Source organism: Agrobacterium sp. DKPNP3, assembly GCF_052686535.1.
Genome location: NZ_JBQYSN010000168.1, coordinates 1 through 4,096 on the forward strand (window position 1 = coordinate 1; position 4,096 = coordinate 4,096).

General features: G+C 61.7%; 4 protein-coding genes and 1 pseudogene. 3 read left to right on the top strand and 2 right to left on the bottom strand.

All coding sequences use genetic code 11. The features are described from left to right. From ACUTJJ_RS24785 to aidB, 3 genes and pseudogenes are all read left to right on the top strand, one after another. Positions 1–188: pseudogene (locus ACUTJJ_RS24785) on the top strand (urease accessory protein UreF); the annotation flags it as partial. A 248-nt stretch (positions 189–436) separates the two neighbouring features. Beyond that, on the top strand, positions 437–1,048 hold the full coding sequence (gene ureG, locus ACUTJJ_RS24790) for an urease accessory protein UreG (protein WP_004443279.1): 612 nt from the start codon (positions 437–439) through the stop codon (positions 1,046–1,048). Between the two features lie 3 nt (positions 1,049–1,051). Further along, entirely contained in the window at positions 1,052–1,876 is an 825-nt protein-coding gene (gene aidB, locus ACUTJJ_RS24795) for an AidB family quorum-quenching N-acyl homoserine lactonase (protein WP_445543753.1), read from the top strand. A gap of 74 nt (positions 1,877–1,950) precedes the next feature. On the opposite strand, the gene ACUTJJ_RS24800 is transcribed toward aidB, so the two are convergent. Together ACUTJJ_RS24800 and ACUTJJ_RS24805 are read right to left on the bottom strand one after the other, a co-directional pair. After that, positions 1,951–2,640 carry a Crp/Fnr family transcriptional regulator gene (locus ACUTJJ_RS24800; RefSeq protein WP_063948251.1) on the bottom strand — a complete coding sequence of 230 codons (690 nt, stop codon included), beginning with the start codon at positions 2,638–2,640 and terminating at the stop codon, positions 1,951–1,953. Positions 2,641–3,112: 472 nt separating this feature from the next. Further along, a partial coding sequence (locus ACUTJJ_RS24805; protein WP_445543754.1) for an efflux RND transporter permease subunit occupies positions 3,113–4,096 on the bottom strand: 984 nt, incomplete at its 5' end.

Below are 4,096 nucleotides of genomic sequence, written 5' to 3' on the forward strand. Positions count from 1 at the left end.
GTATCCGTCTCGGCGTCGCGGGCCAGAAAGATGGCGTTGCCATTCTGGCTGCAAGCGAGGTGGCCATCGCTGAGGTGGCGGCGCGGGCCGTCCAATCCACGCTCGACGATCTCGGCAGCGCCACGATCATCGCCGATACGGCGGCGATGCGTCATGAAACACAGGGCACGCGGCTTTTCCGGTCGTGATAGCGAAGGCAGTCGATGGGGCGAGCGCATGCCACTTGTTTCTTCTCCCCGCCGGGGAGAAGGTCGCGGCAGCGGGATGAGGGTGCAAGGGGAGAGATATATCGAGAGCTCGCCCCCTCATCCGCCCCTTCGGGCCACCTTCTCCCCGGCGGGGAGAAGAAGCAAGTGGCACGATCCTTGCGTATATTTGAGCTGAAATTTGAGTGGTTGTCGTAATTGGACCACAGCATAGTGAAGGGAACAGAGTGATGAAATCGGGTAATGGTCCGCTGCGCGTTGGGATTGGCGGGCCCGTGGGTTCCGGCAAGACGGCGCTGACGGAAAAGCTCTGCAAGGCGATGAGCGCCGATTATTCCGTCGCCGTCGTCACCAATGATATCTATACCAAGGAAGACGCCGAGGCGCTGGTGCGCATGCAGGCGCTGCCTTCTGAACGGATCGTCGGGGTGGAGACGGGCGGTTGCCCGCATACGGCCATTCGTGAGGATGCGACGATCAATCTGCAGGCGATTGCCGGGCTGAACCAGCGTTTTCCCGATCTCGACGTGGTCTTCATCGAATCCGGCGGCGATAACCTTGCCGCGACCTTTTCGCCTGATCTTGCCGACATCACCATCTACGTCATCTCCGTCTGTCAGGGCGAGGAAATTCCGCGCAAGGGCGGGCCGGGCATCACCCGCTCGGACCTGCTGGTCATCAACAAGAAGGACCTTGCGCCTTATGTTGGCGCTGACCTGACTGTCATGGACAGCGATGCGACGCGCATGCGCAACGCCATGCCCTTTGTGTTCACCGACATGAAACGGGGCGATGGCGTTGATCGCATCGTCGGTTTCCTGAAAGAGCAGGGCGGTCTGTAAGCCATGAATGCCCCGTTCCGTTTTGGCCGTTATGCCGTGTCCCGGTTCATCGATGGTGTCTACAAGGCACCGGTCGGCCATCTCATCCACCGGCAGGGCGCGAATGCGCTGGCGGCCGTTCTCGCCGGAATTCCGGGCGATACGGTGGATGTGGATGTTAACTGTTTCGCGCTGTCAGGGCCAGATGGCGTCTGGCTGATCGATGCCGGCTGCGGCACGGCCTGGGGCGAGGCCTATGGCCATGCCCGTGCGGCTATGATTGCCGCTGGTATTCAGCCTGATGATGTCAGCCGCGTTATCCTCACTCATATTCATGGCGACCACGCGCTCGGCCTCATCGATGGCGATCGGCCTTATTTTCCCAAGGCGGAGATATGGGTGCCTAGGGCCGATCTTGCCTTTTTCACCAATGCAGAGGCGCGAAAGGCATTGCCGCCTGCCCGCCAAGGCGGTTTCGATCTCGCCGCCCGGCTGCTCGACATCTGCGGGGCCATGCTGCGGCCGATCCCGATGGGAGGGGTTGCCGAGGATATCGAGGCAATCGCCATGCCCGGCCATACGCCGGGGCATGCCGGTTATCTCATCGGCAATGGCGATCACCGGCTGTTATTGTGGGGTGATGTGCTGCACGTGACGGGTTTGCAGGCCGCCGATCCCGAAATCGCTTTCGTTTACGATATCGATTCCGAACTTGCCCATGGCACCCGTCTTGAGGTGTTGGCGGCAGCGGTCGATCATGGCTGGCTGGTGTCCGGCGGTCATCTGGGCGGGTTTTTCCACATCGAGCGGCAGGGCGATCATTTCCGTTTCCTGCAGCACGCGGTCTGAACCGCCGCGATGCCTGACATGCGAAAGGGCGGGCTGCCTGATGGCGGCCCGCCCTTCGTCCTCTCCCCGTATCTTCAAATCTGTTTTAATGCCGCGACGTCATTGACCTGCACGATGCGGCCGCGCACCGTGACGCCTGATTTTTTCAGGGTGGAAAAGGCGCGTGAGAGGGCCTCCGGGGCGAGGCCGAGCTTGCCGGCAAGCAGGCTCTTCTGGAACGGCAGCCGCAGCGAAAAGGAAGTCGCGTCGCGCGGGCCGTGGTTGATCAGGTAGTGAGCGACACGTTGCGGGGCGGTTTGCAGCCGGTCGTTGGCGATGCAGTCCATGGTGGAAAGCAGGCTGTTGGACAGGCAGCGCATGACGGCCTTGGCGATGGCCGGTTCCTGCTCGACCAGGCTGCGAATCCGCATGAGGTCGAAGCGAGCCACGGTGCAGCTTTCCGCTGCCTGCGCGCTATAACGATAGGTATCGCTGCCGAAGATCAGGCATTCGTTGAAGGTATCGCCGGGGCCGCTGACGCGCACATCCGCTTCGCGCCCGTGCCTGTCCAGCCGGTAGAGCCTCACATAACCCGACAGCACGCAATAAAAATGCTGTGCCGCTTCGCCTTCCTTGAAAAGCACATGGCGGGCGTTGACAGTGGTGATGGTTGCCGCCTCCATCAGCTTCAGCGCCGCCGCATCGTCGGCAACCCCGATCAGGGGCGCGCGCAGCAGCATGTTCCTGTCCCTGTTGCTCAGCTTCACGGTCTTGTTCACGTCCATTCGGCTCCCGCTCAAACCTTTTGCCGGGCTCTCCGAAGCGACAAGAAACCGGGGAAGTTGCTTTTCCCTCACGCCTATCTGCACAGAACTCATCGCATTTTTCCTCGACCGGCAATTCCCGATGCGAGGGAGACTAGCAGGTCAGGTGGAAAGCGAATTGATTTCGATCAAACGGGTTTGCAGCCGTTATGTGGGCGGAAATAGTTCGTCCATTCGTGCTTATAAGCACAGGGGGAAATATGGAGCGGGCGAGTGCGACATATTTCTTCTCCCCGAGGGGAGAAGTCCGCGGCAGCGGGATGAAGGGGCGAGGGTCGGGATATACGGAGAGCTTGCCCCCTCATCCGACCCTTCGGGCCACCTTCTCCCCCTCGGGGAGAAGAAACAAGCGGCGACGTTTTGCCCTCACGTATCAGTTAAAGCGAAACGCCGGGCACATGGCCCGACGTTTCAATCTTCATATTGGCAAACTTCACTCCGCAGCGAGCGGCGGCAGTCGCAATATGTTGCTGCCCTTGTCCGCGGCCTTGTCGCCGGTACCCTTTTCCATGCTGGCGACACGCGCCTCCAGGGAGGAAAGCGCAAGGCTGTTTTCGCGGGCGATCTCCGAGAGCTTTTCGTTGGAGAGGGCCTCTTCCTCCTCTTCCTTTTTGCCGACGAAGCGGCCGAAAAGGTGGGCGAGCAGGCGCGACAGGTCGTCCATGATCAGGAAGAAGGCCGGCACCACGATCAGCGACAGCACGGTCGAGACGATGATGCCGCCGATGACAGCAATCGCCATCGGCGCGCGGAAGGAACCGCCTTCGCCGACGCCGAGGGCCGAGGGCAGCATGCCCGCCGACATGGCGATGGAGGTCATGATGATCGGGCGGGCGCGCTTGCGGCCGGCCTCCACCATGGCATGCACCCGCTCCATGCCGTGACGGCGCATTTCGATGGCGAAATCCACCAGCAGAATGGCGTTCTTGGTCACGATGCCCATCAGCATCAGGATGCCGATGAGAACGGGCATGGAGAGCGCGTTCTGGGTGATGATGAGCGCGACGGCCACGCCGCCGATGGCGAGCGGCAGCGAGAACAGGATGGTGAAGGGCTGGATGACATCCTTGAACAGCAGGATGAGCACGACCAGCACCAGCATCAGGCCAAGCAGCATGGCGTTGACGAAGCCCTGCTGCATTTCGCCCTGCACCTTGGCGTCACCGCTTTCGGCGAGGCGCACGCTTGCCGGCAGTTCGGTTTCCGACACGATGCGCTTGAACTCGGCCGTCGACGTGTCGAGCGCCGTGCCGAAGGGCACGTCGGAGCCGATGGAGACGACGCGGTTGCGGTCGTTGCGCTTGATCGAGCTTGGACCTTCCGAGTAGTCGATATCGGCAACGCTGTAGAGCGGCACCAGCGAGCCGGAGGCGGTCTTGATCTTCAGCGCGCGGATGGTGGCGAGGTCGCGGCGGGC

Coding starts and splice junctions, on each gene's coding strand:
- aidB (WP_445543753.1), top strand. CDS start 1,052: ATGAATGCCCCGTTCCGTTTTGGCCGTTATGCCGTGTCCCGGTTCATC.
- ureG (WP_004443279.1), top strand. CDS start 437: ATGAAATCGGGTAATGGTCCGCTGCGCGTTGGGATTGGCGGGCCCGTG.
- ACUTJJ_RS24800 (WP_063948251.1), bottom strand. CDS start 2,640: ATGGACGTGAACAAGACCGTGAAGCTGAGCAACAGGGACAGGAACATG.